Annotated in this window: 1 pseudogene; it reads left to right on the forward strand. The window is 43.8% G+C overall.

Going from position 1 to position 810, the window contains the following annotated elements:
• Positions 1–810 (forward strand): annotated as a pseudogene (locus tag I6F54_RS20405) (transposase); the annotation flags it as partial.

Genomic DNA, 810 nt, shown 5'->3' on the forward strand with positions numbered 1-810 from the left:
CTTGATAGGCCGCAACATGTTTGCCATTGATGGGTGTAAATTAAAGTCCAATGCGAGTAAAGAGTGGAGCGGCACATTCGATGAGTTAAGCCGCAAAAGAGCAAAATTAGAACGCGCAAGCAAACGTATAATTGAACGCCACCAATCACAAGATGGACTGGGCGAAGAGTTGATAGCTCAGGACTTAAAACAAAAAGAAAAGCTGGATAAAAGTGCAGATAAAATCACTGAGTTTTTAGCCACTCACAAAGAAAAAACAGGCAGTAAAGGCAAGCCTGTTAAAAGTAATATCACTGACCCCGACAGTGCGAAGATGACGACCTCAAAAGGCACAATTCAAGGCTACAACGGCATCGCGATAAACGATGATAAACATCAAATCATCCTGCAAGCACAAGCGTGGGGCTCAGTAGGCGAGCAACAAACTCTGCAGCCAGCCGTTGCACAATTAAAACAGCAACTCGATAGATTGAACACTGACAAGCTCAAAGACGATCACACGATTAAATTCACCGCAGATAGTGGGTTTAACAGCGAAGTGAACCTTGAATACATGGCGAAAAGTGGGTTCGATACCTACATTGCGGATAACCAATTTAGAAAACGAAATCCGCTGTTTAAAGACAGCGAAACATACGAAACGGAGCAAGAAAAGCGCCGACTAAAACGCAGCAAAGGCAAGCCACGCTTATTTACCTCAGACGATTTTCATTATGATGAGGCAACTCAAACATGCCGCTGCCCCGCAGGCAATGATATGTGGCGAAGTGGGATTAATGTAAAAAGTCATAACCAGCAATACACGCGATT

Origin of the sequence: Pseudoalteromonas sp. SWXJZ10B, from assembly GCF_015864475.1 — a bacterium.
Classification (GTDB): Bacteria; Pseudomonadota; Gammaproteobacteria; order Enterobacterales; family Alteromonadaceae; genus Pseudoalteromonas; species Pseudoalteromonas arctica.